Origin of the sequence: Lacticaseibacillus baoqingensis (assembly GCF_003946165.1) — a bacterium.
Lineage (GTDB): Bacteria > Bacillota > Bacilli > Lactobacillales > Lactobacillaceae > Lacticaseibacillus > Lacticaseibacillus baoqingensis.
The window spans coordinates 14,683-40,626 of record NZ_RHOI01000026.1; the positions used below are offsets into that span (position 1 = coordinate 14,683).

Below are 25,944 nucleotides of genomic sequence, written 5' to 3' on the forward strand. Positions count from 1 at the left end.
ACTAACAATCGTATTACTTACCAGCAACGGAACCAGATGCAGAATCTGTGTTGGTTACAAAATAGCCGGCATTGCTATCGGCCTTTTCGACGCCAAACCGGAAAGCAGCCCCAAGATATTGGCCCCAAATTTTGTCGTCAATCCATGCAAGCGTTACCTGTTGACGATCCGTAAACAGGACACCGCGCTTCAGATCACCAACGAATGCCTTTTGATCACCTGCAGCAGAGCCGAGAAGAGCATCGCCAACAACATATACGGGCACGCCAAGAACGGTGCCCTTAGCAGTTCCGTCAGTAATAGAATCGGAGGCGTCATGAAGCAAGTAACGGCCGTTCTTGTCCTTCAAAGTATCGAGTGTGTTGAACAAGGACTGAGTAACCACAAGCGTACGGCTATATGCTGGGTCAAGATCAACGTTCAGAATGTGCTTGAGGCTGTCTACCAAAGTGTCTGTGGTGGTAGCCTTGGCCGTGAACGACTGCAATACAGGCGCAATCATCGCATTGTAAGTGTTGACAGACTTTTCCTTAATAGATTGACCAACAAGCGCAGTCAAATCGACTTCTGAATCGGCGATGGCTTCTTCTGAAAGTGGGATGTCCCCGCGATACGTGGTCACCGACCAATCCACTTGAGTGAAATCAGGTTCAGCAAGCGCTGGGTTTTCAGCCAGCTCTGCCACGCTAGAAAAGCGATCGGTTGCCCGTTTCAAAATCGGGTATGTGCCCTTAAGAGTAGTAACCGGCGTCTTGGTAACCAAGGTGGACAAATCCACAACTGAATTTACTTCTGTGGTAGGGTCATAGATGATTTCTTCCGGAATCAGCACGCCTGCTTCTGTCGAAGTGACGTGACCGGCTGCAGCATCAACCACCTTGCCATGGCTATGGATGAAGTCGTTGATAGCTTTCTTCTTGGCGTCAATTGGCTTTTTCTTTAAGTCGGTACCATTCGGATTAGCCTTGTCGTTTGGCTTGCCAGAGTTAGAATCATCCTTATTTTCAGCTTCAAGTGCTTTAATCTGATCGTTGATAGCGTCCCGGCGTGCCTTCGCAGCGGTCAAGTCATCCTTGATCTTTTGAAAATCGTCAACCGAAGCGTTTTCGTCTTGTAGCTTTGCGTTAAGCTGAGCGTTCAAATCAGCGCACTTTGCGCTGACATCGTTAAAAAGCGTTTGTAATTTGTCCATTATTGGACCTCCTTTTTTTCATAAAAAATAGCCAGCTTCTTGTTTAGCAGATCGTTCTGCTTTGGAAGTTGACTACGTAGCTTTTTATTTTCATCTTTCAGATTCTTAATTCGTTGAACTGCTTGATGCGAAATAATCGGGCCCACCGCATTTACAATTGGCGTATCGAAGTCTAGCTTTTCATCTGCCAATCCTAGTTCGACAGCTTGATCAGCGTCTAGCCAAGTTTCTTTATCCATCAATGCTAAAAAGTCATCGGCAGGTTTCCCAGTCTTTGCAGAGTACAGGCTTGCAATTGCGCTATCGGTAGTTTGCAGCATTCCAGAAGCTGCATCCATCTCGTGCGAATTACCACTAGCATCACTTGATGCTCGATGAATCATCATCTTAGCACCGGGCGCCATCTGAACTTTGTCAGCGCCCATGGCAACAATTGTTGCGGCAGAATATGCATTTGATACGATCTTTGCCGTTACATTGCCTTTATAATCACGCAGTGCGTTGCATACTTCTGTAGCTGGGTCAACTTCCCCGCCATCTGACGCTATTTCTAATACAACATCAGACCCGTCATTTGGAAGTGATTGAACAATATCGGATGGAGATGTTACAGTCATTCCTAACCAATCACGATAAATAGGGGCAGAATCATCGCTTGTAATGTAGCCCTTAATAGGAATAATCACTTATCATCACCTCCCTTCGTTTGGTTAGTAAGTGGCTCGAACTCAGGTAAGTTGTCTGGCAAAAATCCAGATCGGGTGAGTATAAATTGTGCCTGTTCGGCACCTAGCACCCCAGACTTAGCAAGATTTGATACCTGGTTGATCAGTGTTGAGTCGTCAACATCCAACATGTCTTTGATATCCAATTCAAGGTCAGGTGCATTCATCTTCAAACGCAGCTCATCCACGATTGGATTTACATATGAGTTTAAGTTTGCCAGATATGTTGCCTTGATTTGGTCAATGTTGGAATGTTGGCTTTCAGTTGAAGTGCCGCCACCCAAAATATCGCTAGGTACACCAAAGGCCTTGGAGATTTGATCAGCAGAGTATGCTGAATTGTCAGCCAAGGCCTTAAATACATCCGTCTTCATTTCAAGCTGGGTGTAATCGAACCCATCGGGTAAAACCATCAAGCGACCGGAGTTATCACCAGTGTTGGCTTTCTCAAACTCTTCGCGGGCGGCTTCTAGGTCTTTACCATCGCTTAAATAGTTGCTGATTTTGAGCTGTCCGGCAGGATTAATCTGGTTTTCCATGGCACTCATGTTACTTTTAGAGGCTTTATCGTCCAAATTAAGAGCGTTTTGCAAGCTCTCTAAAGGCGATCGGCCAATCAAATACCGATATTGTGGGTCTGGCATGAGCCTAAAATGCAGCATTTGGTCTTGCCTAAGCACCATTTGAGGCCGATTATTGCTCTCTAAAACCGTGTAAATGATGCCTGTATTGCCTGGCAAGTAGTTAATTTGGACATCAGAGTTAGGAATATGCTCCAGATTCTGCCCAACTAACGGGATATAGTCGTTGCCCGACAAGCACAACTGCATCAACGCACCTTGCCAAAAAGAAAACCGGCCTATCAAGCCGCTAGGGCTCTCAAGTCGGTTCAATGTTGCGGTATTTTCGGTCTTGAAGTGCGCCGAGGCAACATCACTAGCAATACGGTTGATTACACTATAAACATTAGTGTTTTGCAAAGCCGACAGCGCCGAAACATAAGAAAGTTGCATACCGCCAACCGTTGTCGTGAAAAACGCAGGATTGCTTGGATAAGCCATGTTTTTGGCTTTACGTTTGTTGAAATTTTTAGGGGTTAGAAGTCCCATTTAGATTCACCCCCTTTCTTTGTCCAGAATATAGGCAGCTAAGCACAACTCAAAGCCCGATGCTAGATAACCAATAACAACATTAAAGGTGAATGCCGCCACTGCAATCAGTGCCAAGCCGGTGATGAATAGCATCACCGTGCCCCAACTGCTGAACAAATTGCTAATAATCTTTGCCATTATTTACCACCTCCAAACATTGCCTTGAAGAAGTCACGTTTTCCTTGTGTGTCTAGGTCATTCAGCGGGTTATATCCCTCATCATGATAGTTTTCGAAATAGAATTTTGCCTGCGCATGAGCATTAATAAGCGCATCAGTCGTATCAATATGATCACTCGTGCGATTTTGACGATCAATCTTGACCGAACCGCCGCGATCTTCTACCAATACAGCATTGTTTAGCCCATCGATCAGCAGCGGATCATTTAGCATCGAAATGTTGCCATTAATAAACAGATTCTGAAAGTCCTTAGTAGGCTCATTCAGCTTGAACGAGGTAGGAGGCAAAGGAAACCATTGCCACTGTGGTTGATAATTCTCCAGTTTCTTTTCAAGCCATTCACCATGGTTTGGATCAGCAATGATGAATTTGACCTTGAGCCGATGTTGATTAACATAATCAACCAACCACTGGTAAACCTGATCGGTGTTGATTACGCCTGATGCAAGATTGGTGATGTCAACGAATCCTTCATCTTGCAATTTAAGGTAATCTAATCCGTCCTGTTTCGACTTGGCTTCAATCGTTTTTGCCTGTGCGAAGGGAATAAAGCTGTGCTGCTGAACATGAAACATGTGTTTGTCATGATCAGTGTACGGATAAATGAAGCCAAAAGACGTATTATCATTTGTCTGTGACCCGTCAAACCCGATAAACACATCACGCCCGTTCACATCGAAGTGGTCAATAATACTGCGTTGAATGTTGTCTAGGGACAAATAGCTGTTCTGGAATCTCCGGCTCCACAGATTTAGTGACTTATTTACGAAGGTTTCAAGTGTTCCCTCACGTTCATTATCGTTGCGATCCTGATTAAGAGCATTTTGAAGGTTGTCCCGTTTACTCTTTTGCAGCTCAAGCAGATTAGGATTAGATTTTGCCCATGTTTCGGGTTCAAATACCTCATCCTCTGAGTCCTGAGCATAAATTACTTGGAATACGTTGTCAGCGTCTCGAACGGCGTCATGCTCAATGGCAGCCCTAGTTACGTCTTCATCATTCTTAAACTTAACCTTGATATCAGGGTAAGCTGTTGAAATCTTGACAAACATTCGGTTCTTAATGCCATTTTGTCCGGATGTAATCTGTTTTAAGGTCTCATTCAGTGCTGGCCTCAAGTTACCAATTTCATCATAAACAGCGATTGCATTGTGGAAACTATCAAAGCCACCACCTTGTGATGTGCCTTTTCGGATCGTATTCTTAGTGTTTTTTGCAATAACTTGCGTGGTATGAGCTTCCACGCCTCGCTCTCTAGCATCATCTGCAAAGTCCGGCAGAGACAAAATCGTCTTTGCCTGCAAAGACACGTCATTGAACAGCTTGGTTGCATGTTCACTATCGTAACTAGCCACTAGCAAATCCTGTGATGTCGCATTCCAGCAGACTACAAAGTAATAAAAGTTGATTAGAATTGATGCTAGCCAAGTTTTGCCTTGCTGCCGAGCAATAGAAATATTAGAGGTCGTGAATCGAGTGCCGTTGTCAACGGTTCGCCATCCAATCAAGCTATCAAGAATGAACGATTGCCATTTGAATGGTTGAATTGTTTTCGACGTATCGTCTGGATTAGGCAGCAGTCGTGAAAAGTATTCAATTGCGTTGACCATGTCTGAGTTGTATTGGTAGGGAAAATCATCATTGCCAATCCGCAATAAATCATTCAAGTGTCTAATACATGCCAGCTGAACATCTCTACCAGTCATGTATTTATTGCTGAACATAACGTCATAAGCGTATCTTGTTCCTGGATCGTGGTACTTATCAAACAGTTCTTGGTAATCTGATTGGTACGGCTTTACGTATCCACGAATATCAGTTACACCGGTAAAATCAAACGTCTGCACCGAACCCAACCTCCTTCAATGGACTGTTTTTCTTAGGCTTTTCCGGTTCTTCGACAGTTATCTGGCGTAATCCAGAGTCAAATGTAAGTCCTAAATCATGTCCTAACGACTTCATATTCTTCACACAAGAGTCCATTTGAACAGCTCCAGGAGAACGCTTCACCGCAACGTTATCGTTGTCATAAATCCACAGTCCCTGTTGTTCAATCAACTGCTCAGACTTAATGTAAAGTGAGTAATAACGGCAATACAGTTCAAGGCTTGGCTGGTCAATCTTTTTCAGGTAACCAAGTTTCTTGACTTCTGGAATAAGTGACTTCCACAATCGGCTTGCTTCGTCGTCAAGGTGAACAGGAGGCGTGTTCTGAATGTCCTTCATATCGTCGTTGCAATCAGAGCAACTTTTATCAGAATTTGCGGGTAAAATTGTCAATTTTGGGTGATTTTCGGGCACAAAAAACGCCTCCTTTCTATACTAAAATGGCTATGTTTCGGGATTTAAGGCTCAAAAAGTCTGAATTTTTTTGAAATTTGGTTTTTCGGCAAATGGACACTGGTGTGTGAGGTTCCCCTTAAACAACATAGGCCCCCCCTAATTTTTTGTGAGCGAGTACCCATTCGGAGATTTTGCTTTGCGTCCACTTAGTCGCGGTGTCAATATTTTCAATTCTGGACTGTGACGTGTATATCTTTTCCTCAAGCTGTGTCTTCCAATAGTGGCATCCCTTACAGAGCACCCATAGATTTTGAGGGTCTAGGCATCTCCGCCTATCAATTTTCAGTGGGACAATGTGATCAGTGACCAAATAGCCTGGTTTGTCATACGTTCTGCCACAGATTGCACATGTAAAAAATGATTTGGCCTTTACGGTACGTGCCGTGTGTTCCCATATCTTAGACTTATAGAATGCAGCAGACTCTTTGTCGCGCTTGTACTTGTCGTAATATGATGTGTCACGTTTAACATGCTTTGCAGTATCAGCGTAGCTAGGTTTATACAATCCTGTATGTTCAGAACAATATGGGTTTGCTTGAGCATAAGGGATTACATTATTGCATCCAGGCTTGCGGCATACCTTCACGCGCATAGCCTAGTCCTCATTCAATCCAATGACGATTGCCAGCCCAATCCAGAATACGATCCAGATGATCCAAGCAATCAACGGTACGAATACCAGTAACCAACTCCATGCAATCAAGCCGAATAGCTTGGCCAGCACAAAGACTAGCGTCAGCAGCAATAAAAAGTAATACATGGGTTCTTCCTCCAATATTGAGACAACGTGCTTTAAATAGACGATTTGTTTATTCTTCCTATTGCATCTGTTCACCTGCTGAAATATAATGAACCCGTGCAACACGATTAGGTGTTGTTCACCCCTGACGTCCGGTTTATTCACACGACGTATGCCCTTGGTCCCCCAACCGAGGGCTATTTGCTTGCATTATTTAATAAGTCTGTGAGATAATGCCAAGTAAATGGAGGTAATATCTATGAGCTTAGATGGTAAAATTGATAGCACTAAGGACAAGATCTCCGGTAAAGCAAAAGAAGTTGAAGGTAAAGTTACTGGTGATAAGGCCCGCGAAGCACAAGGCAAGGCTGAAGGCGTACTTGGCAAAGTAAAAGAAAAGTTAGACGATGCCAAAGATGCCGTTAAAGATACTGTTGATGATGTAAAAGAAAAACTTGATAAAGATTAGTCTTACGGCCGGCATTTGCCGGCTATTTGTTTGTATAAAAATAGCACCTCACCGTTTGGCGGAGTGCTTAGTATTCGACTATTATCAGCAACTATGCACGGATTTCCAGCAGTGCTCTCACTTTACTAGAAACCCTATTTGCGAGTTCGCTGTTTCCTTGATACCCATTATCATAAAACTCGGTATACTCAGACGAAATGTCCGCCGGAAGATGTTCACCATAATCTTCTTTAAAGCTTTCTCTGCTGCAAATTGTAATAACTTTTTTGCCAATTGTGTGACAAATACCGAGCTCATAAAACACATTTGGATTTTTATAGCTCAAATCAGCTATAGCAAAAGCCGATGTGCAAATATCTTGCCAAATATTTTCTACAATATCATTTCCTCTATTAGGATCGAACATATCCTCCGATTTTATGATACTGACGTCGTCTCCTACTTTATCAACAATCGCTGTCATTGCATTAAGTGGTTCTTCTTTAAAAGGCAATATATAAAAAATCTTATTCTTATTGACAACCATATTACGTGCCTTAAATTTCGGATCAATAATCATCATGTTGTTTTTCCTTTCGAAATACTTGATTATATTGGTAGAATTATATTCTAGGTTGGCTTTTAAATCTTTTGCATCATTTACTAGTTCTTTGAATTTTGCAAGCTTTGATTCGGTCGGTGTTACAGTAATGCTTGTCAATTGCTTAGAATATTTAGATATGAGGTTTACTGGTATTTGAACAAAGAATTGAGGACTGTACCCTCGGCATAGGCCCATATGAATACCTAATAATTCGTGTGCTTGAGATATGCTTTGTGCTTGCATATTCAAAAACGATATTTCTTCAAACCCATGTATGGCTTTTTGACTGGTTAATCCTAAAACCACCTGATTTGTCGCTAATAGCCCCCAAACATTATATGGTTGAACAAGCGATACTCTAGTAAGTCCCACTTGCATCAATGACGGGTCATTTTGAGCATAGTCAAGCAGACAGTCTAAATACGTGATTAAATTTTTAGCATCCAATCCATATATAAAATCATTTATTGTCGACACGTCTTTAATCCCGGATAAATTTGTTTTCATCATTTCTATCACCTCAAAAAAATAGTACCCCAGCACGAACTGGAATACTACATTGAGGTGATGTCTGTGCTTCATATCTAATGGTCTTGGAGTGACAGACTCCAAAGCGAGCGGGCGGAGTTGCACCTCCCTGTTTCAACATTGAGTAACCGGTATCAATGCCTTCCCTCATCTGTTGCTCGCATAATACGGTATTGGGTAATGTCAACCGCTTTGCCCTCTAGAAAGGCTCTAACCTAATGCAATCGCCGGGAATCGGACCCGGCACCATGAGGTGATCCATTTCGGTTGCACTGACACACTCCCGGATACCGCGCCGGGCCGCTAACGGTGGTACCACCATCCAGTGTGAGTGTGTCCGCCCACACTGGCCATTGTTGTGTTGATGGGCGAGATCTATACCAGTCCCATCATGGCCGCGTCCGGCACTTTCCAATCAGTCAATCGACATCATGGCTGCGGAGGTTAAAACTCCTAGCATCAAACATATGCAATCGGCAGGCATCGAACCTGCATCGTGTTCACATCGCGCTAACGTGCCGCTTTACTTTAAGCTACGATTGCACTCGGATTATCGCTACCCGAATCATTCAACACTATCAGAATAACAGTGAATTTTGTTCAAGTGGTTACTACTTAGTTGCAATTTAGTCACTTAGAAGTTGCTTGCTCGTCTCATTTCTTAACACGATCAGCTCATGATTTGGGTAAGATTCGGCAAACTCGAACAATGCGGCTGTCTTTTGGCGTTTAGCAGTGCCAACACTTCCAAACCCCATACGTTCTGCGACTTGCCACATTTCTAGCTCCTCTGGCGTGCAGTAGCAAAAGTACAATAACCATTTGCTTTGAAACTTGCACAGCGCTAACGCGTTATCAATCACTCCGATATGTGCCTCAGCATCCAGCACCTTATCCAGCCTAGCAACAAGGGCGGCTTCAGTACCGTTTTGAAATGATTGAGCTTTCGGCATCCCGTCCATAGATGGTGACTTGAGATCAGTCAACGGGCGACCTGCCAAGCGCGCATAGTGTCGATATTCTTTTAGCTTCTGGCGAGCCTTATCACAACTAGCCTTTTCATCAATTTCTGGAAACAATGCCATCAGTTAGCCACCCCTTGTGCTAGAATTAACTTATCGGGATAAATTCTAGGCTGCCATTAGGTGGCCTTTTTTCGTGTCTATTCATACGGATGCAGTGTCTTATAGACAAGCTCATCGATAGTCATCTTGCCGCCATACTTGGCACGCTCCTTGACTAATTCGATATGAGCTTCGTTATCGCGGCGTGCCTGCATCATACGGCGATGCTTCTTCTTGATAGCTGACTTATTTTTACCCATTCCGTTTCGCCTCCCTATATTTGGCAAGACTGTCGGGCTTGCCATTAGATCACCCCTCTACTTTTCCAGCCAATACAGCAAATTCGCACCAGCAATGAATGCCAGTATCGCTGCCGTTATCCAAAAGACTAAGCATACCCACCACATTGGATCGGCTATCAGCATCCATGTCAGAATTACAATGCCCCAGACAGTAAGAACGATTTCAGCCATGAAGATGCCAGCGCGAATTACCCGCGCAATTCCGTGTCTGATTTTGCGTCCCATCAGATCACCCCTCACCGCCACGCGCGCCATGCGACTAGGCAGATGGCTAAAGAAAGATTAATTACCATCATCGCCTGCCTCCTTCTCCAACGCATACCCTAGAATTTTGCTCCGTTCAAAAGCCGCGCGACGATGCTTGCTGGTGGATACACCGTCATACTCAAACTGGATGATCGTCTCAAAGCCACGGAACTCTGTCACATTTTCAAATTTCATCGTGTGGCCGTTTGGCATCCAAATAATCAAATCTTTTTTCATTCGACTTCCTCTTTCCTCAGCTTCTTGTCCTTGTGCATCCATATAACCGTCTTTGCGGGTTCAAACTAAACCGCGCCTATTCGTGTTGGTAGCTCGACAAAACCTGTTAGGCGCTCGCCTGTGGACGCTACGACGTGGTGCAGATACTCACGACCGACTTAACCATTAGGCTTCACCGCCATCAATAAAATCAATTTGCCCACTTGCCGGCGTTACATCGCGTGGCGGCTGTTGGTCATCTGGTTCATCATCAGTGTTAAGTTCCGTTTGCCGTGGTGTGAGCTTGAGGAACACCATGTCGGCAAGACAAGCGGCCAAAGCATCACGCTTGCCATCAAGTAGCTTAGCGTCAACTTGGAACTTGATTTCGACGAATTGACCATCTTTCGATTGTTTTTCTGCCGTGTTGACGATGTAGCCATAAACATCAATGCTGTTGTCTTTCATTTCAGTCATTATATTTGCCCTCCTAATAGGCCGTGGCATCTAGCCACGAATAATTTAAGTTGGTGCATATAAGTGGGTCGTCGTCTTTGCGCTTCTTCGTCACGCTTTGCGCAATTGACTTGAAGTCGTGCTTACGGACTACGACGGCTTCAACGGGGATGTCAAACTTGTGCAGGAACTCTGCAAACTTCTCTTTTGGCCCGCTATCAATGCCATACATGCCAAAGCTGTTTTTGACATCGTACACGTGAATCACGGCGTCCTTAGCATCAAAAATTACGAAGTCTGGCGTGTAGCGAATCTGTCGCGCTTTTACTGGCATCGAGATCACTTTCAGCGGTGCTAACTCAACCGTCGGATGCACGCGGAAATGAAAGCCTGAATTCTTAACGAATCGTGTGTAGAAGTCCGCTTCCTTTTGACTGTCGAACTTGTATCCGTCAAGACAGACTTTATTGCCACGTTTATTTAAAGCTGTTGGGCTTTTCATGAGGCATCCTTGATCCGTTCCGAGATTTCCCAAAGTGCGAATAGAATTGCCAATAGTAGCATGCAGATCATTGTATTCGCATTTGAATAGTTAGTTTTTACACCCAGTCGAGGGAACCACATTGCAAACATAAACACGGCAAACGAAGCTGCTCTAAAAAATTTACTCATCTCGTGCCTCCCCCTATATGAAAAAGTGTAGTACGAACATCATTATCCAAACGTACAGTGTCGTGAGTATGACGATTATTAGGTCTTCCCAAGTCATTCGGTTGTCGTCGGAGAAGTCTTTTTTCTTCATGATTAGGTAGTTTAAGAATACCAGAAGACCCCATGTACTGATTAACTTCATCTTTGGTACTCCGAAAGCGCTGACCATAAACGTGTTCCAGCCATACATCGAGACCACCGCATCAAGAAGACCCACAGGCACAATGACAAACAGCGTGCCAAGAATGCTAATTTCATGCCGTTTCTCTTTCATTTATCCGCCTCCATCTTGTCGTCCTTCATCATCTCGTGCTTGATTGCGTCGGAAGCTTTAGACCACATCGCCCAGACCACAATAATCGCAATCACACCCAAAACAACAATACCGCCGAAAATGATCAACACTACCGCTTGCCAGCTCATTTATCCGCCTCCAGCAGCTCCGGATTCTCAAATATATTCCCGATGACTTCATACTTTGCGCCTTCATCAGTCGCCCAGTCGCTCTGCCTGCAACGACGCTTGCCGAACCGAATTGAGTATCCATACTGAGCTGTGTATTCAACCCAACCAATCGTATCGTCCGGTGATAAAACCACTTGGTGCAGCTTCACGATATCGCCTTCGTAGATTTCCCGCCCGTTCTTGTCGCGAAGGCCGGTGTACTGCATGAGCACAAAATTGTGGTAAACGTCGCCGTATCCTTCTGCGGTATCAATGTGCCCACTGTCGTCAGCTTCAAGACGGACGACGTTATCCATCCACTCACTGTCTTTATCCCACACTCTGAACTTAATCTCTCTCATCTCGTGCCTCCACGTCATTTGTGTACACCTGCAGGATAGCAACGATCTCACCAATCGTGAACTCGTCAGCGTTCAGCCCAGCCAATGTTGTGTGACCGTCATTACAGTTGGCCCAAACTTTCAACTCGTTTACTGCCATCAGTCCTCTGCCTCAAATTTCACAATTTCTCCGCTTTCCTCAACACGCCAGACACCTAGCAACCATGCAATCGCGAAAGCATCGCTGTTGCTGATAATCCAATCCTCTACTTCATCGGTGAACTTACTAAATCCTTGCCTTCGAACGAACTTGAAGCTGTACATCATGTAGAGCTGAATATCGTATGACTTACCCCACTTGATGTATTCACCAACCGCTTTCGGAATCACCGGCGGATTATCTGGCAAGGCGGCTTCATAACGTTTTCTAAGGCCATCTGCAAATTCTGGACCATCTGGGGCAGAAGTCTCAATGTTGAATGCCGCGTCATCGAACACGTCCCGATTCGTCTCATTGCTCATCGTCAGTCACCTCCAACTGTTCCTTGTTGTCATCGATAATACGTTGATAGCCGTTGTGGGCTTGCCATGCGCAATCATACAGACCACACAGATCAAGCTTGCCGATTGCATTGTTCGCGGCATCGATGGCCTTTTGTGCCGCGTCTATGTCAGCTTTAGTCGTCATAGTGGATTACCTCTTCCCGTTCGCAGTCCTGCAAGCCCCATGTATTGATTTCTTCCATGGAAAACTTTTTAGCGAGATCTTGGATATAAGTAGCATCCAGCTTGTCGCTAGCATTGATTAAGAACCATAGGCCGCCTTGAGCCTGCACTAGTGGTACCTTGACGTTGTACAGGGCTTCTTTCCTAGCTTCCCAGCCGTAGCGGTAAGCGTCGGCGAGAATACCAATAAGCTGTTCACGATCACCGAGCATCCACACTCTCGTGGCGCGCAGTTCCTTCGAGTCAATCACGTCATGTAAGTAGTCGAGTAGATCGATGTCTTCATCCTGATAATCTTCGAGTTCTTCCCCCACCTCGCGCGGTAGTTTGACTTTTGGGTGATCAACGGTGAGACCGAAAATAATGTGCTCAAAATGTTCACGTAAGTCTGACTCCGTGATGCAGTTATCTGCCGCGATCATTAGCTCTTGAACAGCTTCTTCTTTACTGATTGTCATTTCGTTTCCCTTTTTTCGGCAATTCGCCATATTTACGGGCATCACTCACATGCCGCTGGACGACACTATAGCTGTACCCCATTTTTTCGACGACCAAGCTGAGACTGCCTAGCTCACGATACCCATTAACGATTGCCTCGTGCTTAGCCATTTCCCTTGCGCGATGAATAGCCGTCAGCCGTGCGATACGTTGCTGTGCCTCTGCGTGTTTTATCTATGCGTCAGTCCGACCACCGTTGGCAATCTTATGAGCTGCTAGTAAGTGTGGATCATCGTCGGGTGCATTTAAGATTGACCCATACACAGACTCAATCGCATGAATCTCGTGCATTAAAGGTGTTTCAGTGCTAATCATTCTCGCCATAATGACGCCTCCTGTGATTTTTATCTAATCTTGGCTAGATAGCCTTGCCACTTCTTTTCTGTCTCCCTAAGCCATTTCTCGGCCTTTGACGGCAAGTAGTCGAGCACTGGCTCAATCACTTGGCCGTGCTGTTTTTCAAACTCAGCCGTTTCCAGAGCGTCTAGCTGCGCCGCGTATGCCCTGGCGTACTCGGTGCGACTATCGTCACGCTTGGCTAGCTGCATGTGATCAGCCGCTTCATCTAGCTCGGCTATGACCAGGAGCGAGTACTTAAACCCGCCCTCGCGCATGTAGCCGTCAAACTCTTGCAGACTCATCTTTGGTGTACTAGCCATAAGCCACCCCAAAGCGCATCTTGTCGGCTTCAAAGGTCATGCGAATGTCTTGCAAGCTGCCTTCACGATTTTTCTGGACTGAGAAGATGACTGAACGAATCTTTTCATGCGTCTGGCTACGATCTTCGTTGTACAGGAAGCCCACCGCATTGCTGTCTTGCTCAATCGAACCTGACTCCCTCAGGTCGCTGAGCATTGGCCGCGTGCTTTGCCGTTGCTCGATATTGCGTGACAACTGGCTGAGTAACAGAATCGGAATATTTAGCTCATTTGTCATCACCTTGAGCTCACGTGTGATCTGCTCAATCTGCAAGCGCCGATCAGGCTGATGTGGCACGGTGATCAAGCCCAGGTAGTCGACTACTGCCAGATACTTGTCTTTAGCAGCCGCTGACCTTTGCCGGATCACCTTTTCAATTTGCTGTAAGGTGGTGACCTTATCCCAAAGTCGCAAGTCATACCCGCTTAGGACCGTCCCTGCTGTGCGCACGTCGTCTTTTTGCTTGGCCTGCAACATATCGGGATCAAGCATCGAGCGACCAGCTATGCCAAGATATGAGCTGATAAGACGGCTGTAATTTTGCTCGTTTGTCATCTCAAGGCTGAATAGGTCGATAGTCATTTCGGGTTGATGGCTCAGCGCCTGCAAAATCAGATTGATGGCAAACGCCGACTTGCCGACACCTGGTCGAGCACCGACTGTGATCAAGCGTCCTGGCATCAATCCACCGCCAAACACGGTGTCGATCGGAACCAGCGTCTTCACGCCGTCGTCGACGTGGTGGTCAAGTCGCTCATCCATCTCAGCGGCAAGGTCGGCCATTGTCACCTCGCGCACGTCGCCGTCATTGGCTGTGCTGTCCTGTGCGACCTGCATCAAGTCATCTAATCGCTCATCACTAGGGTCTTTGGCGTAGTCGATTGCCTTAGCCTTAGTACGCTCACGGAAGTACTGACGCTTGAGTGCTCGTGTCCAACTATGCAAGCCACTAATGACTACATCCCCAGTGATGATCCAATCCCACACCTCACGCGGCAATAAGCTTGGGTGAGTCGCATCTAATCGGCTGCGCATCTCGATGTAATCCATATCGCCGATGGATTCTTGCCGATTGATAAAGTCCACCAGCGTGCCCAGGGACTTGCTACGCATCCATTCCGGATCTATCCATTCGGACTTGACCAGCTCTGGCTTTTTAGTGATGCAGTAGAGCACGTGCCAGCGTGGATCATCTGGATTGTGATTCATTGTTCCCCGTCCTCCTTCGTCTGAAATTGTGTCAAAGCTGCGCGTATCTCAGCTTCTGACGCCGGCACTCCCTCGCTCTTGGCAGTTGCGACCACCTCATCAATCGAACGGCTTAGGCGATAAGCGTCAGTAGCCCACTCAGCCACAGAAAACGTGTGCGGGGTTTCAAGTACCGGTTGTTCAGGGACAAAGCCCCCACCCTCTTGATTCATCTTCGCAGTCAACTGATCGAATTTTTCTCGCAACTTTTTTGCGCTCAAGATGTTGGAACTCCAAAAGCTGTCATTCTGCGACCATTGGATCAACATGCCAATATCCTTCCACGATCGGTTATCACGTTCGTGCATTAGCCGGAAAACATCAGCCCACTTCTGCAAGTCCTGTTGCTTCGCCTTGGGATTATTACGTTGGATCAGCTCCCACAATTTGGTTGCCGCGCGAAGCTCCTTAGACTGTTCGTCGAAAGTCCGTTTTGCGGACTTGTGACTAGAAGGTTTTACTTCTTTACTTCTTACATTCTTGTTAGGTGTCAATTGATTGTCAGTTGATTGTCGATTAACTGTCAGGTCGTTTGTCGTTTCATCAGTTGAAAGCTGGTATTTTGCCCAGTTAGCAATGGTTACAAGGCGTCCTTGCTTTGTCGATTCGTTTGTCAAAAAACCAAGTTTTTCAAACTTGTCGAGAGATGTACGAATTGCCCTTACGCTGACACCGTTCCCCGCTTTTAGCTTGATTGAATCCAATGACGTTCGGAACTGGCCTGGCTTGGCATGAAACTTTTCGCCTTTCCACACCCACTTGCGTTCAGCGTGGTTTGCCATCAGCAGAAGGGTGATCATCACTGTTTTTTGAACCGGTGTGCAGTCCAGCCACAGCTCATCGTCAAGCAACGAACGATAAAGCTTTATCCATCCCCCGTCTGCCATGTGATCACCTCTACTTCCATTCGATTACGACCCGAAAGCCTAACACCTTGCCTAATGCGTTCAGGGTTTTCATCTTTGCGTTGCGTGTTGTTGTTTCAATTGTGCAGATAGTTGACTGGGGCACGCCGGACTTATCTGACAGTTCTGATTGCGACAATCCGAGTGCCAAACGACGGTTACGAATTTCATATCCTGTCATAGTTATTCACACTAACTTTTAGTAATTAAAACGGCAAATCATCATCTGACACGTCAATAGGTTGCCCGTCGTTTGCGAATGGGTCACTGGTGTTGGCGCTTGATTGCTTACCACCAAAACCACCATCAGCCACGTTACTTTGTGCTGGACGCTTAATGCCATCTGGCTTGCTGCCATCTTTGTCTAACTCGTTGAATCCAAAGACGTTCAGATAAATCTTGCCTTTGTTATTCGGCTTGCCCCATTCAGTGGTGACGTTGAGCTTCTTGCCACTGATTCCTTTGGCAAACGTTTCGATTGAATCAATCTTTGTGCCTTTCTTGACACCCATAGCTACAAGCATGGTGTTGAAGCGAGTTTCAGACTTCTTTTCAGTGTCCGTTGAAGTTTCATCCCAGACCAGATTTTGATAGCGAATTTGAGCGCCTTTGTAGGCACCATCTAAGACGGTGTAATCGATGCTGACCATCTCGTTACCGGACTGTGCCCGCTTAGGTTCTGCCTTCGATACAGTGACGTTGTAGGTGCCTGATTCTTCGACGAAACTCCCGAATGTGTTGTCGGGATCAACAGTAAATCCAAATGCCATGATTAATTACCTTCCTTTTCTTCTGTGCTTGGGTCTAACAGTTCATCGGCTGGAAACTCCAACCGGTCATCAATTCGGTTCTTGCCGTGATCACCTTGTTCAGTGTCACAGTTGATGGTGCGAACACCACCCTGTTTGTAAATGCGACCAACAAAGTCAAACGATGCAGTGAATCCAGAGAATGCGCCGAAATTCATGGCTGGCTCGAAGCCTGTACCATCTTTCTGATCGGCTTGGTGTGCTGTCGCATACACGGTCATACCGGATTCGCGCAAATAGGTGCCAAACTTGCGAAACCACATTTGCATATCACGATAGTTGGCTCGACCATCATTAGACGCCACCGTGTTGTCTAGCACCCAATCATGCAGAGCGTTGACACAATCGAAACAGATAGCCTGATATTTGCCACCGTCGATAGCCTTGGCCGTTGAGCGTTCCACCAGCTTGCGAATATTGGGCCCATCTGACTGCTCAAACACTAGTGCATCGATGTTGTCATCGGGCCTGATCGGGTTGGTTGACTGGTCAAAGCTGAACAGCATCTTGTGACCTGGAAACTTGCGAAACAGTGACGTCTTACCAGTGCCACCATCGCCATAGATGAAATACATGTGCGGCGTCACCGGTAGTTGTCCCGATGGATAATACTTCATTCGCGACCACCCTCTGACCAAAAGTCATAGCCCTTTAGCCGCATGTAGTTGGCAACGTCTTGAGCTTGGGCAAATGTGCCATTCATACCGAAGTGATAGTCGGTAACTACATCAGCCGCGCTCTTAGGCGTTTCGGTGACAACCTCACCCGTTTCAGCATCAATAGTCTTATCGCCTACCTGTTGCTGTTTTGCCTTGGCGATAGCTTCCTCAGCTTTCTTACGTTTGGCTTCTTGTTCAGCCTTGAGATCACGTTCATCAGCTGCCTGGGCGATGCCATCTTTGATGCGGTCAATCGAAACACCCTCATCGACTTGCACAAGCCAGCCACTAGGGTCAATGTTGTTGACCTTGGCGTACATTCCAACGAGTTCACGTTCAGTAGCCACGCGCTTACGTTCAGCGATCACACCATCCGCTGCGGCCGCCATCTGCTTGAGGCGTTCAATCTTTGACAATTGAGTGCCAAACCAAGCGTCTTGCATTTCGACGTCATCAGGCTTGAGGTCGCGAGCTTCCAAAATATCGTTGAGGTCTTTATTAGCCATTACACGGCGTTCACGCTTAGCTTCTTCGGCATACTGATCGAGTGCATCCTTGATAGGTTGCTTAGCGGCTTCCAACGACGCCTTGAGCTTGTCAGTAGACGCTTTGAACGCGTTGTAAGGCTCGTTGTACTCTTTCTTGATAGCTTTGCGAAAGTCCTCAATTTGCTTGATAGCGGCGTTTAATTCGGCCTGTGACTTGCGAGCTTCGGTAGTGGTGTCATCAGTGACGACCATGCCTTTATACTTATCAGCAAGCACGGTCACTGACTTAGCCAGGTCATCGAAATTGCTGATTTCGAGCTTGGCCGGTTTATAAATCGGTTTGATTTCTAACATTATTTTGTCTCCTTGATATAGCCTTTACGCGCTAAATACTTAACCAGCCATTTTTGCGCACCATTTCGAGTTCGAATGTTTCCGGGAAGCATAATGGGCGTTACTCTGTTTACGCGGTAATCTGTGAAAAACCAATCACCGTGTAAACAGTCCAAAAGTCCGAGCGCATCATCATTCAATTCGACATACGCGGAAAATTCATGATTAAGGTCAATTCCGCTGATGATCAATACATTCATGTGCTATACTCTCCTTGTTAGAGTTACCTGCCACTAGTTGCCGCTAGTGGCTTTTTGTTCCCAGTGAATCCAAGTTTTACTACCACCAACTTCGTCAGTTTCGAACCCGGAGATGATCAATTCTTTCAGTTCTTCATCGGTGACGTAGGCTAAGGTAATTTCGTTGCGACCATGGTAACTTGCCATCTGGATGGCTTGCTGGACGTTGTATGCATGCTGAAGTTTCAACGCTTCACTGGTTTTCTGCGCGGTTGCTTCAGCGGTAAAGCTTTCGTCGAATAATCTCATTTGTCTTCTTCCCCTTCAAAATCAAAACATTCACGCCAACCACCGGGCCAGGTGATAATCATGCGGATAAACCAGACCAACCCTGCTAATGCGATTAAATCCATCATTTACTTACCTCTCTTGCAATCTCACTAAAGTGATCTCGCATGAAGTCACTGAAAGCCTTTGGCTCAAACCGCCAGCCCATCTGGCCATGGTAGTTGAATGCGAACCCGTCAAGTTGTCGTTGGAACCGCGGCTGGTTGAGGATGTGCTCACTCAGCCAGGTTGGCGTGATGCCATAGCGTTCTTGCACTTCCTTCGCTGACCACCAGCGTCGGTAGTCAGGTTCGTGCTTGAGCTGGTCGGCAACGGCTCGATCCACGGCTGTTTTGATTGCCTCCTGAATTAATGGCATCAGGTCTAATGTGGGTGGCATATCTGATGCCTCCTTTTTGTGAGATAATTTTGATGAGGTGATTTCAATGGATCTTAGCAATGAACAAATTATGTGGTTAAAAAAAGTAAAAGCCGGAATGACAGAAGAAGAGCTTGCTACCGCTGTGAAGGATGATGTGTTTTTAAGCCTTGACCGAGATAGCCATTTAATCAGAGTTGCGTATCATCCAGAATTTAATAACGGCTGGAACTCAATGGTTGAAATTCCCAAAAAAGTATCATTAACAGCGGAGGGTATTTCCACTCTTGATGTCGAACTCGAAGCGAAGAAAACTGACGTTAGGAATCACTTGTGGTATCCGATTATTGTTGGCTTTATTACATATTTGTTAGGAGTAATTACTGGAGCCATATTTTTATAAGATCAATTCCGTCAGCAAGCCCAACAGCAGCCCCACTACCGCAGATAAAATAGCTTGTGCTCGGTTTTCATCCATCCATTTGCACAGGTCCAAACAGAATTCTTTCATCTATACGGCCTCCTTTCTTTCGGCCTCCCCTTGGCAGATAATCAGGTTATCTGATGATGGAAGGAGGTGAAAATTAATGGCACAAATTCCTTATTACGACAATCCGATCGGATCTTTAGCTGTTACGGTTGAACTCCAGCACGCTGCAGATGTTTACTTGGTGGATCAAGCAAATTTCAACGTTCGACAACGTGGCGGTCGTTTCCAGTATTTTGGCGGCCACTATGTCCAAACGCCTGTGACAATTCGGGTGTCTGGATCGGGGCGCTGGTATCTGATTGTCGATAACGGGTCAGGCGAACAATACCGTTACACCTGGTCTAAATAGTTGCATTGTCTTGAAAGTGAGACTTCACACGAGCCACAACGGATTCGAAATTGGCAAATGTGAAGCCTTTTTGCGCGAGCAGATCAATGACCATTTCAGTAACTTGGTCTTCGACTTCTTTGTCCTGTACCTTCTTTACCGAAGCAAGATGTTCAGCACTACGCTCACCCTTTGCATGTTCGTTCATATCTATACGGCCTCCTTAGGCTGTCTGTGGTTCGTTAGTTTGCTTTAGTGCCTTGGCGATCGCCTTGACGCCTTCATCGAAGTAAAGCCATTGCGGTACTTCTTTGTCGCTGTGCTGTGACTTGCTGTTAGCCCATCGGCCATACTTGTTCTGGCCCGGCTGTTCAGCCTTGATGCCAATTTGATTAGCAGTGCGGCCCACCTTGTTGGCTGTGGTTCCAAGCTTCTGGGCGACCGCCGTTGCGCTGTACTCCTTCTTGAGCAACACGGGAATGGTCATCTCACCGGTGATTGCCTCCGCAGCCTTGGCCAACAGTGCCTGCTTGGACGTTTCGGACTTGGTTTGCATGGCGATACGGTAAAGCAATGTTCCCTTGCGTGTCTGCGCATTCTCGCTCATGATCTCGAGCCGCTTGGCGGAATCGATACGCGGCTGTGTTGCCTTGGCCTCCGCCCGCATGGTGAAGTAACCATCAACCAACTGGTCATATACTTCCCATGCCTTGTCGTCTTCGAGAATTTTCAGAAGCTTGGAATAGCCACGCTCGGAAAGCAGATAGATATTAGCTGAGTTCGAAGCGGACTGTTTGGTGAACCCGAAACTCAATGGCTCAAACCCATCGAGTTTTTTTAGGTCTAGAATATCGATGCCATCTTTGAAACGTTTACGGTTGTCATTGATACGTCGATTAATCTCACCAAGTGGCTGTTCATGAATCAACGCGATGTCCTTAACCAACATCGCCTTTTTGTTCTTACCGAATCCGCCTTCGATACCGGTGAATTCGATATGGCCGATATGCTCACGACCGATTACTTTTAATTCGTTCATTACTATGCCTCCTTGTGTTCATGCAACGTGAACCTTTTTCTTAAAAAAATAATCTGGTATGTCTCTAACGTCTGCGTGCAGCACCGACATTGCTTTTTCAATATCGCTATCGCGCCATGATGTTTTCCCATTCAGCTTTAGAGATATGCTGCGTTCTGACAGCCCCATGGCAATCGCAAAGTTATATTGTGTGCCAAACTGCTCTGTGATCTTTCCCAGAAGTTTAGAATAGTCATAGCTCATTGTCCGTCCTCCTTTCCAGTTCATGACTCATGAACTTTATGAACTTATCATATCAGCGGCTAGTATGTCTGTCAACACAAATATTCATGTTTCGTGAACTTCTCTGTTGAACTTATGTTCATTCGCCGGTATACTTCTAATTAAGGAGGTGCTTTAGATGAAGTCAACAACAGCTCAACGGCTAAATCAGTTAATGACAGACCGCGGACTAAAACAGGTCGATATTTTGAACATGTCCAAGCCCTTCCAAAAGTCTCTTGGCATTAAAATGGGGAAAAGCACTCTTTCCCAATACGTTAATGGGGTTCAGTCACCCGACCAAGATCGTATTTATTTACTAGCACATACTCTTAACGTTAGTGAGCCTTGGCTGATGGGGTTCGATGTCCCCCAAGAACGTCGATCGAGCAAAAAGACCCGCGAGGCTTCCACTGACATACTCCCCATATACAACAAGCTCCACCCCGCCCGCCAGCAGAACGTGTACACCTATGCGGAAGATCAGCTCAAGCAACAGCAGAACGAGAATGTTGTCCCGTTACCAGAACAGCGCGAGGTTGTTTGCGGGCGTGGTACAGCTGCCGGTGCTCCTATCGATGGCGCCACACAGGACGCTGAGGTGCGTAGGACGCGCGTCAATGTTAACGACATCCCAGCTAGTGCAGATGAAATCGTGACCGTTGAGGGGGACTCGATGGAGCCAGACTACCCGAAGTATTCGCAGATATTTGTTCGATGGCAAGACACAATCGATGACGGCGATCTGGCTGTTGTCCGTGTGGCTGACGAAGGCGTCACATTTAAGCAGGTGTCCCGCGACTACCAGCAAAAGAAAATTGTTCTACACTCACTGAATGACAAGTATCCTGACCGATACTTGGATCCCGAAGATGTCAGCATCATAGGCGTTGTCATCAACTAACCCGCAACAGTATCAGGACGCGGCGTTGGCCTACTTACCCGATACAATCTAGTCAACAACAAATAAATGGCTTAGAGGTGACAATCAACCGTGAATACAAATAAACAAATGGTACCGGAGCTTCGCTTCAAGGGGTTCACTGACGCTTGGGAAGAGCGTAAGTTAAAAGAACTTGGTGATATACAGACAGGTAATACACCTCCAACAAGTAATTTGGATAATTATTCTACTGACGGCGTACTATGGGTTACTCCAACAGATATCAAAACGCTTGTTATATCTGATACTGCTAAAAAACTATCTGAAGTAGGTGTGACAAAAGCAAGGATTGCTAAAGCAGGATCGATACTAGTTACTAGTATTGCAAGTATTGGGAAAAACACCTTAGTAACAATGGATGCTGGTTTTAATCAACAAATAAATTCACTCACTCCAACGCCTAAAAATGACTCCTATTTTCTGTTGACTCAATCAGAAAAGTGGTCTGAAAAGATGAAGAAAACTGCAGCATCAGCAACCATGCAGATAGTTAACAAAACAGATTTTTCAAATATCTCCACCTTTGTTCCTGTACACAAAGAGGAGCAACAAAAAATCGGCTCATTTTTCAGGCAACTAGATGAAACTATCGCTCTTCATCAACGTAAGTTATATCTACTCAAGGAACAGAAAAAAGGCTACTTGCAGAAGTTGTTCCCCAAAAATGGAAGCAAGTTCCCGCAATTAAGATTTGCTGGATTTACTGACGCTTGGGAAAAGCGTCCTATCAAGAAAATCGCTAGCGTGAACGGTGGCAAGGACTACAAGCACCTTAACAAGGGTGACATTCCAGTCTATGGAACTGGCGGATACATGCTAAGTGTCGACCAGGCTTTATCTCAGGAAGACGGCATTGGCATTGGGCGAAAAGGTACAATTAACTCCCCCTACATTCTAAGAGCTCCATACTGGACCGTAGATACGTTGTTCTATGTGATACCTAAGGGGACACAAGATATAAATTTTCTGTATGCAATTTTTCAACGAGTTAACTGGAAGAAATACGACGAGTCTACCGGTGTACCATCATTGTCGAAACAAACAATCAATGCCGTGGAAGTTACAACTCCTACTCAAGCTGAACAAGAATTGATTGGAACGATGTTTAAGCAACTTGATAATCTCATCGCAGTCAACCAGCGTAAGGTTGAACTGTTAAAAAAATTGAAGCAAGCCTATCTCCAGAAAATGTTCGTGTAGTACTCAACTGTGGTTCAACTGTTATCAAAAACCCATTAAGCAGCAGGCACGGGCAGGACGTGCCGTGGGCTTACGTCCAAACTGGACGCAAAATAAAAAGCCCCTCAAAATGAGAGGCAGGAGGTGCTATGTATGGAAATGTACCATGCATATCTGTGCTACGACTGTAAAAAAGAAGGCTATATCTCTCAACTTAAGGCATCAGTAACGGAAAAAAGTTACCTAAGCGCCACCTGCCAACGTGGGCATCATGTCGATATTTTTACGAGCACGCCATTATTCGCACCATTATATGAACATGCCATGCAAGCTCATATTTCTCATAACTATTTTGAATCATTTTTAAGCGCATACTCTGCATTAGAAAACATTTTTAGGATTGCTAGTCAAGCTAATATCTGGATGTATTCAAATCGTGATATGACCGCGGTCGACAAAGCACTAAAGTTCGGGGCACTACTGTCCTCAGAACGGTGTCAGGGAAATTTTTACACAGTTGCAGCGGAACGCTTTCCAAAACGCTTCGAGACAATTACTGAAGAGTTCAACCGGCTGGTTTCCGTACGTAATAGAGTGATGCATGGTAGTGTGATACCCGATGAGGGGCGTTCAATGCAGGCGCTAATGACTGTTTGGAAGGTCGGCGTGATCTGTCTTTATGGGTGGATGGAAAATGGAGGTAGCGTTATTCAATACTACCAAATGACCCGTAGCAATTATGATTTGAGTAAACGTTCAGAACATGTCTCGGCTCAGAAAGAAATTGAAGCAATGCCACATCCCGATCCAATGAAGATAGGAAATCTGTGTTACTATCTCTCACCCCTGAGCGAAGTCCGTGGACTGCTTGGATCAATCAACTGGGATCATAAATTTGACGATGCAAACGGTCAGCCAGACTTTGAGGCAGTTATTGATAGTCAGCTGAAGGTTACGTTCGAACAATTAATACAGCAAACTCCTCCACTCGACACCATCATAAAGCAATCAATCAAGCGTTAAAACATCACCCCAAAAAGTTAACAACTCCCGACTTCGATCGTAAATAAAATTTTCATTTAGTGTTGGCGTTTTATCCGTAATGGATCCCGAGATAATGATTCTTGTGTTTCTCGGCAAAGTCTGCAAAAAGTCTGCTAGCTCGCCTGTGGTTCGTAATTCATGATTGCAGTTCATATTGTTTACCTCCTAATATATATAAAGATAATAATCTGAGGTTTAATATCCTAAATTGCTGTGTAATATTATGAAACATCACCTTTGAAAGCCAATAAATTAATTTTATTCATCACAATTATACCACGAAAAAGCGCCTGTCCCCATACCTTGACCGGTCAGGACAGACGCTAGGCAAGAACTCGCTCGATGAGTGCGCTCTTTGTGTACTCTATTTTAACCTAAATGGAGGAAATTATCATGGCATCTTACGAAAAACGTGGGACCGGTTGGCAGTTTCGTATCTCATGGCAGGACGAACAGGGCAAACGACATACCAAATCCAATGGTGGTTTCCGCACTAAGAAACTCGCCGAAAATGCTGCACACGATCTAGAGGTAAAACTCGCACACGGCTCGCATATTGACCGTGCGGATCTACCCCTAGTTGATTACTGGCATCAATGGTGCACCACTTATAAAATCGGTAAACGCGCTGTCGCCACAGAATACTTTTATCCAATCATTGAAACGACACTCAAAGATTACTTTGGTGATACGCCACTCGGCAAGATCACGCCCTTAAAATGGCAAGCCTTTCTAAACGACTATGGCGACACTCATGCGCGATCAACTAGCTCAAAGGTCAATGGATATATTCGTGCCATGGTACGCACCGCTATCAACGAACAAACTTTACACACCGACTTCACCTTTGATGCTGAAATTTCCGGTGAGCGTGGTGTTGATGAAGCCGACAAGTACCTTCAGCTTGATCAGTTTGCCGAGCTAGTTAACTTAGCACATGAAACGGCGGACTTTAATCACCTTGCAACTGTCGCCGTTTATGTCGGCGCAGAATCAGGAATGCGAGTGGCCGAAGTGCTTGGTCTTACGTGGGATTGTGTGGATTTTGAAGCCAATACACTCACCATTAATAAATCATGGGACTATATTCATCATACGGGTTTCAAGCCAACGAAAAACGAATCCAGTAATCGAACCGTCGAAGTTCTACCCGCAGTCACTGATTTACTCCGCCAAGTCAAAGTCCAACAAGCGGCTTGGATGCTGAAAACGGGCCAGCGTGACAAGCACAACTGCGTTTTTTATTCTAAGTATTCTCAGGTCCTTACTGGTGCGGCGTGTAATAAGGCACTTAAAAATATGGAGACCAAAATCGGCATCCCCAATGACGATCAAATCACCTTCCACGGCTTGCGTCATACCCATGTCTCTTATCTCCTATCCGAGGGTATCGATATTTACTATATCTCAAAGCGACTTGGCCACGCCGGCATCCAGATCACGATGAGCACTTACAGCCACTTATTGGACGCACAGAAATCTAAACAGGCATCAAAAGCAATGGTGGCGCTGGATAAGCTTGCCCGATAACGTGTACCAAACGTGTACCGAGTGCGTAAAATCAACCAAAAACAAACTAAAACAAAAACACTGGAATGCCTTGATATCAGGCTTTCCAGTGTTCTAACGAAATCAATAAAGTTCTAAAAATGGAGGTGAG

43 protein-coding genes and 1 tRNA gene are annotated in these 25,944 nt (G+C 45.6%); 7 read left to right on the forward strand and 37 right to left on the reverse strand.

Features of this window, described 5'->3' with window-relative positions:
- Positions 1–13: 13 nt before the first annotated feature.
- The 8 genes from EKM91_RS10195 to EKM91_RS13905 all read right to left on the reverse strand — a co-directional run bounded on the left by EKM91_RS10195 (position 14) and on the right by EKM91_RS13905 (position 6,351).
- Entirely contained in the window at positions 14–1,192 is a 1,179-nt protein-coding gene (locus EKM91_RS10195; RefSeq protein WP_125753679.1) for a phage major capsid protein, read from the reverse strand.
- Positions 1,192–1,878, reverse strand: coding sequence for a head maturation protease, ClpP-related (locus EKM91_RS10200; protein WP_125753682.1), 687 nt, complete (start codon positions 1,876–1,878; stop codon positions 1,192–1,194). Before EKM91_RS10200 ends, EKM91_RS10195 begins: the two co-directional genes overlap by 1 nt.
- Complete coding sequence (locus tag EKM91_RS10205; protein ID WP_125753685.1) at positions 1,875–3,026, reverse strand: phage portal protein; 1,152 nt, start codon at positions 3,024–3,026, stop codon at positions 1,875–1,877. Before EKM91_RS10205 ends, EKM91_RS10200 begins: the two co-directional genes overlap by 4 nt.
- 6 nt (positions 3,027–3,032) lie before the next feature.
- A complete protein-coding gene (locus EKM91_RS13900) occupies positions 3,033–3,206 on the reverse strand; it encodes a hypothetical protein (RefSeq protein ID WP_164508536.1) in 174 nt (57 codons plus the stop codon).
- Positions 3,206–5,095, reverse strand: coding sequence for a terminase TerL endonuclease subunit (locus EKM91_RS10210; protein ID WP_125753688.1), 1,890 nt, complete (start codon positions 5,093–5,095; stop codon positions 3,206–3,208). Before EKM91_RS10210 ends, EKM91_RS13900 begins: the two co-directional genes overlap by 1 nt.
- Entirely contained in the window at positions 5,082–5,549 is a 468-nt protein-coding gene (locus EKM91_RS10215; protein ID WP_125753691.1) for a phage terminase small subunit P27 family, read from the reverse strand. Before EKM91_RS10215 ends, EKM91_RS10210 begins: the two co-directional genes overlap by 14 nt.
- 118 nt (positions 5,550–5,667) lie before the next feature.
- Positions 5,668–6,183: an HNH endonuclease gene (locus EKM91_RS10220; RefSeq protein WP_125753694.1), complete on the reverse strand. Its 516-nt coding sequence runs from the start codon at positions 6,181–6,183 to the stop codon at positions 5,668–5,670.
- A gap of 3 nt (positions 6,184–6,186) precedes the next feature.
- On the reverse strand, positions 6,187–6,351 hold the full coding sequence (locus EKM91_RS13905; RefSeq protein WP_164508537.1) for a hypothetical protein: 165 nt from the start codon (positions 6,349–6,351) through the stop codon (positions 6,187–6,189).
- A gap of 238 nt (positions 6,352–6,589) precedes the next feature.
- On the opposite strand from EKM91_RS13905, the gene EKM91_RS10225 reads away from it, so the two are divergent.
- Positions 6,590–6,799, forward strand: a complete 210-nt coding sequence (locus EKM91_RS10225; RefSeq protein ID WP_054722786.1) for a CsbD family protein — start codon at positions 6,590–6,592, stop codon at positions 6,797–6,799.
- 91 nt (positions 6,800–6,890) lie between these two features.
- On the opposite strand, the gene EKM91_RS10230 is transcribed toward EKM91_RS10225, so the two are convergent.
- From EKM91_RS10230 to EKM91_RS10325, 26 genes are all read right to left on the reverse strand, one after another.
- On the reverse strand, positions 6,891–7,892 hold the full coding sequence (locus EKM91_RS10230; protein ID WP_225419495.1) for a hypothetical protein: 1,002 nt from the start codon (positions 7,890–7,892) through the stop codon (positions 6,891–6,893).
- Between the two features lie 486 nt (positions 7,893–8,378).
- A tRNA-Ala gene (locus tag EKM91_RS13910) sits at positions 8,379–8,453 on the reverse strand.
- Positions 8,454–8,536: 83 nt separating this feature from the next.
- Positions 8,537–8,995 carry an ArpU family phage packaging/lysis transcriptional regulator gene (locus EKM91_RS10235; protein WP_125753700.1) on the reverse strand — a complete coding sequence of 153 codons (459 nt, stop codon included), beginning with the start codon at positions 8,993–8,995 and terminating at the stop codon, positions 8,537–8,539.
- A 77-nt stretch (positions 8,996–9,072) separates the two neighbouring features.
- Positions 9,073–9,234, reverse strand: a complete 162-nt coding sequence (locus tag EKM91_RS13915; protein ID WP_164508538.1) for a hypothetical protein — start codon at positions 9,232–9,234, stop codon at positions 9,073–9,075.
- Positions 9,235–9,291: 57 nt separating this feature from the next.
- On the reverse strand, positions 9,292–9,501 hold the full coding sequence (locus tag EKM91_RS10240; RefSeq protein ID WP_125753703.1) for a hypothetical protein: 210 nt from the start codon (positions 9,499–9,501) through the stop codon (positions 9,292–9,294).
- A gap of 57 nt (positions 9,502–9,558) precedes the next feature.
- Entirely contained in the window at positions 9,559–9,801 is a 243-nt protein-coding gene (locus EKM91_RS10245) for a hypothetical protein (RefSeq protein WP_225419496.1), read from the reverse strand.
- 123 nt (positions 9,802–9,924) lie between these two features.
- A complete protein-coding gene (locus EKM91_RS10250) occupies positions 9,925–10,215 on the reverse strand; it encodes a hypothetical protein (RefSeq protein ID WP_191987997.1) in 291 nt (96 codons plus the stop codon).
- A gap of 13 nt (positions 10,216–10,228) precedes the next feature.
- Positions 10,229–10,696 (reverse strand): DUF1064 domain-containing protein, encoded by a 468-nt coding sequence (locus EKM91_RS10255; protein WP_125753709.1) that lies wholly within the window; start codon positions 10,694–10,696, stop codon positions 10,229–10,231.
- Positions 10,697–10,879: 183 nt separating this feature from the next.
- Entirely contained in the window at positions 10,880–11,179 is a 300-nt protein-coding gene (locus EKM91_RS10260; protein WP_125753713.1) for a hypothetical protein, read from the reverse strand.
- Positions 11,176–11,328: a hypothetical protein gene (locus tag EKM91_RS13920; protein WP_164508539.1), complete on the reverse strand. Its 153-nt coding sequence runs from the start codon at positions 11,326–11,328 to the stop codon at positions 11,176–11,178. The genes EKM91_RS10260 and EKM91_RS13920 overlap by 4 nt, the downstream gene beginning before the upstream one ends.
- The gene (locus EKM91_RS10265) at positions 11,325–11,711 is read right to left on the reverse strand and encodes a YopX family protein (RefSeq protein WP_125753716.1); all 387 of its coding nucleotides are present in this window, start codon (positions 11,709–11,711) and stop codon (positions 11,325–11,327) included. The genes EKM91_RS13920 and EKM91_RS10265 overlap by 4 nt, the downstream gene beginning before the upstream one ends.
- 138 nt (positions 11,712–11,849) lie before the next feature.
- Positions 11,850–12,212 (reverse strand): hypothetical protein, encoded by a 363-nt coding sequence (locus tag EKM91_RS10270; RefSeq protein WP_125753719.1) that lies wholly within the window; start codon positions 12,210–12,212, stop codon positions 11,850–11,852.
- Positions 12,202–12,378 carry a hypothetical protein gene (locus EKM91_RS13925; protein ID WP_164508540.1) on the reverse strand — a complete coding sequence of 59 codons (177 nt, stop codon included), beginning with the start codon at positions 12,376–12,378 and terminating at the stop codon, positions 12,202–12,204. The genes EKM91_RS10270 and EKM91_RS13925 overlap by 11 nt, the downstream gene beginning before the upstream one ends.
- Positions 12,368–12,874, reverse strand: a complete 507-nt coding sequence (locus EKM91_RS10275) for a hypothetical protein (protein ID WP_125753723.1) — start codon at positions 12,872–12,874, stop codon at positions 12,368–12,370. Before EKM91_RS10275 ends, EKM91_RS13925 begins: the two co-directional genes overlap by 11 nt.
- Positions 12,861–13,025, reverse strand: coding sequence for a hypothetical protein (locus tag EKM91_RS13930; protein WP_164508541.1), 165 nt, complete (start codon positions 13,023–13,025; stop codon positions 12,861–12,863). The genes EKM91_RS10275 and EKM91_RS13930 overlap by 14 nt, the downstream gene beginning before the upstream one ends.
- 63 nt (positions 13,026–13,088) lie before the next feature.
- Positions 13,089–13,238: a hypothetical protein gene (locus tag EKM91_RS13935; RefSeq protein WP_164508535.1), complete on the reverse strand. Its 150-nt coding sequence runs from the start codon at positions 13,236–13,238 to the stop codon at positions 13,089–13,091.
- Between the two features lie 20 nt (positions 13,239–13,258).
- Positions 13,259–13,573 (reverse strand): hypothetical protein, encoded by a 315-nt coding sequence (locus EKM91_RS10280; protein WP_125753726.1) that lies wholly within the window; start codon positions 13,571–13,573, stop codon positions 13,259–13,261.
- Positions 13,566–14,822, reverse strand: a complete 1,257-nt coding sequence (locus EKM91_RS10285; protein ID WP_125753729.1) for a DnaB-like helicase C-terminal domain-containing protein — start codon at positions 14,820–14,822, stop codon at positions 13,566–13,568. The genes EKM91_RS10280 and EKM91_RS10285 overlap by 8 nt, the downstream gene beginning before the upstream one ends.
- Positions 14,819–15,748: a DNA replication protein DnaD gene (locus tag EKM91_RS10290; RefSeq protein WP_125753732.1), complete on the reverse strand. Its 930-nt coding sequence runs from the start codon at positions 15,746–15,748 to the stop codon at positions 14,819–14,821. Before EKM91_RS10290 ends, EKM91_RS10285 begins: the two co-directional genes overlap by 4 nt.
- 10 nt (positions 15,749–15,758) lie before the next feature.
- The gene (locus EKM91_RS14270) at positions 15,759–15,947 is read right to left on the reverse strand and encodes a helix-turn-helix domain-containing protein (RefSeq protein ID WP_125753735.1); all 189 of its coding nucleotides are present in this window, start codon (positions 15,945–15,947) and stop codon (positions 15,759–15,761) included.
- 25 nt (positions 15,948–15,972) lie between these two features.
- Entirely contained in the window at positions 15,973–16,536 is a 564-nt protein-coding gene (locus tag EKM91_RS10300) for a DUF669 domain-containing protein (protein ID WP_125753738.1), read from the reverse strand.
- Between the two features lie 2 nt (positions 16,537–16,538).
- Positions 16,539–17,192, reverse strand: a complete 654-nt coding sequence (locus tag EKM91_RS10305) for an AAA family ATPase (RefSeq protein WP_125753741.1) — start codon at positions 17,190–17,192, stop codon at positions 16,539–16,541.
- Positions 17,189–18,076 (reverse strand): DUF1351 domain-containing protein, encoded by an 888-nt coding sequence (locus EKM91_RS10310; RefSeq protein WP_125753744.1) that lies wholly within the window; start codon positions 18,074–18,076, stop codon positions 17,189–17,191. The genes EKM91_RS10305 and EKM91_RS10310 overlap by 4 nt, the downstream gene beginning before the upstream one ends.
- Entirely contained in the window at positions 18,076–18,315 is a 240-nt protein-coding gene (locus tag EKM91_RS10315) for a hypothetical protein (protein ID WP_125753747.1), read from the reverse strand. The genes EKM91_RS10310 and EKM91_RS10315 overlap by 1 nt, the downstream gene beginning before the upstream one ends.
- Positions 18,316–18,348: 33 nt before the next feature.
- Positions 18,349–18,603, reverse strand: coding sequence for a hypothetical protein (locus EKM91_RS10320; protein ID WP_125753750.1), 255 nt, complete (start codon positions 18,601–18,603; stop codon positions 18,349–18,351).
- A 103-nt stretch (positions 18,604–18,706) separates the two neighbouring features.
- Entirely contained in the window at positions 18,707–19,021 is a 315-nt protein-coding gene (locus EKM91_RS10325; protein ID WP_125753753.1) for a DUF771 domain-containing protein, read from the reverse strand.
- 46 nt (positions 19,022–19,067) lie between these two features.
- Here EKM91_RS10325 and EKM91_RS10330 point away from each other — a divergent pair, with 46 nt between their 5' ends.
- Both EKM91_RS10330 and EKM91_RS10335 read left to right on the forward strand, forming a co-directional pair.
- A complete protein-coding gene (locus tag EKM91_RS10330) occupies positions 19,068–19,403 on the forward strand; it encodes a hypothetical protein (RefSeq protein ID WP_125753756.1) in 336 nt (111 codons plus the stop codon).
- 184 nt (positions 19,404–19,587) lie between these two features.
- Positions 19,588–19,839, forward strand: a complete 252-nt coding sequence (locus tag EKM91_RS10335) for a DUF1883 domain-containing protein (protein ID WP_125753759.1) — start codon at positions 19,588–19,590, stop codon at positions 19,837–19,839.
- Here EKM91_RS10335 and EKM91_RS10340 read toward each other — a convergent pair.
- From EKM91_RS10340 to EKM91_RS10350, 3 genes are read right to left on the reverse strand one after another with little or no spacing between them, the layout of a single operon-like run.
- Positions 19,832–20,026, reverse strand: coding sequence for a hypothetical protein (locus EKM91_RS10340; protein WP_125753762.1), 195 nt, complete (start codon positions 20,024–20,026; stop codon positions 19,832–19,834). The two genes, EKM91_RS10335 and EKM91_RS10340, sit on opposite strands and share 8 nt — an antisense overlap.
- A gap of 15 nt (positions 20,027–20,041) precedes the next feature.
- Positions 20,042–20,857, reverse strand: a complete 816-nt coding sequence (locus tag EKM91_RS10345) for an ORF6N domain-containing protein (protein WP_125753765.1) — start codon at positions 20,855–20,857, stop codon at positions 20,042–20,044.
- A gap of 18 nt (positions 20,858–20,875) precedes the next feature.
- Complete coding sequence (locus EKM91_RS10350; protein ID WP_125753768.1) at positions 20,876–21,100, reverse strand: DUF739 family protein; 225 nt, start codon at positions 21,098–21,100, stop codon at positions 20,876–20,878.
- A gap of 157 nt (positions 21,101–21,257) precedes the next feature.
- On the opposite strand from EKM91_RS10350, the gene EKM91_RS10355 reads away from it, so the two are divergent.
- The 4 genes from EKM91_RS10355 to EKM91_RS10370 all read left to right on the forward strand — a co-directional run bounded on the left by EKM91_RS10355 (position 21,258) and on the right by EKM91_RS10370 (position 25,814).
- Entirely contained in the window at positions 21,258–22,022 is a 765-nt protein-coding gene (locus EKM91_RS10355) for a S24 family peptidase (RefSeq protein WP_125753770.1), read from the forward strand.
- A gap of 90 nt (positions 22,023–22,112) precedes the next feature.
- The gene (locus tag EKM91_RS10360; RefSeq protein ID WP_225419497.1) at positions 22,113–23,261 is read left to right on the forward strand and encodes a restriction endonuclease subunit S; all 1,149 of its coding nucleotides are present in this window, start codon (positions 22,113–22,115) and stop codon (positions 23,259–23,261) included.
- Between the two features lie 132 nt (positions 23,262–23,393).
- Entirely contained in the window at positions 23,394–24,263 is an 870-nt protein-coding gene (locus tag EKM91_RS10365; RefSeq protein WP_125753773.1) for a hypothetical protein, read from the forward strand.
- 414 nt (positions 24,264–24,677) lie between these two features.
- Positions 24,678–25,814 (forward strand): site-specific integrase, encoded by a 1,137-nt coding sequence (locus tag EKM91_RS10370; RefSeq protein WP_164508542.1) that lies wholly within the window; start codon positions 24,678–24,680, stop codon positions 25,812–25,814.
- Positions 25,815–25,944: the final 130 nt, after the last annotated feature.